Genomic DNA, 648 nt, shown 5'->3' with positions numbered 1-648 from the left:
GCACGTGGAACCGGCGCACCGAGCGACCTCGGCCAAACTGTCCTGCCCGCACGGCACAATCGGAAACCACAGAGGCTGCCGCCCCAAGAACGACGATCAACAGGCGCCGCGTGAAAGTTTCGGGTTAATGATGTGCTCCGTGATTCTCACTTCTAGGATTAGGACGCAGTCACCGATCATCTAACGTAGAAGGGTTGGCGGGCTTTGATAGTCGTGCTCATTTTGTTTTACTCTTGCTCGCAGCCGGCATCGCGGCTCGGATATGGGCTATCTCGAAAGTGAGGAAGCGCGAACGGTGATTACCTTCGTAGCGGGGAGCTTGGCGGCAGGACGCGCCGGAAACAACCGACGCTGTCGATAGTGTTGGCAATAGTGTCGCTGGGTGTGGCCATCGGTGGAATTTTGCTCATGATTGCCCGTGCTCGACGCAAGTAGCGCGGCCCGGGCCGGAATCGCGGCCCTCGCTATCGATGGCCCGTTCCATGGTGATCGCGCAGATGCCGGCGCCGGACCCCTGGACTATCAGGAGCGGGTGGCGGTTGAGGGCGCCCGCACCCTGCACGATCGGATGAGCGAGGACTGGATGCACGTGCTCGCGGCCGCGGCCGAATCGGGCTGGGTCGATGAACAACGAGTGGCCTTCCTCGG

General features: G+C 61.6%; 1 protein-coding gene. It reads left to right on the top strand.

Features of this window, described 5'->3' with window-relative positions; genetic code table 11:
* Window positions 1-418: 418 nt before the first annotated feature.
* Window positions 419-648 (top strand): hypothetical protein (locus RM423_RS25025; protein ID WP_311425742.1); only part of this gene is annotated, 230 nt, incomplete at its 3' end.

The organism is Jatrophihabitans lederbergiae (assembly GCF_031845305.1).
GTDB classification, from domain to species: Bacteria; Actinomycetota; Actinomycetes; order Mycobacteriales; family Jatrophihabitantaceae; genus Jatrophihabitans_A; species Jatrophihabitans_A lederbergiae.
The sequence above is the reverse complement of the archived record's forward strand: the minus strand, read 5'-3'. Positions and strand labels throughout refer to the sequence as shown.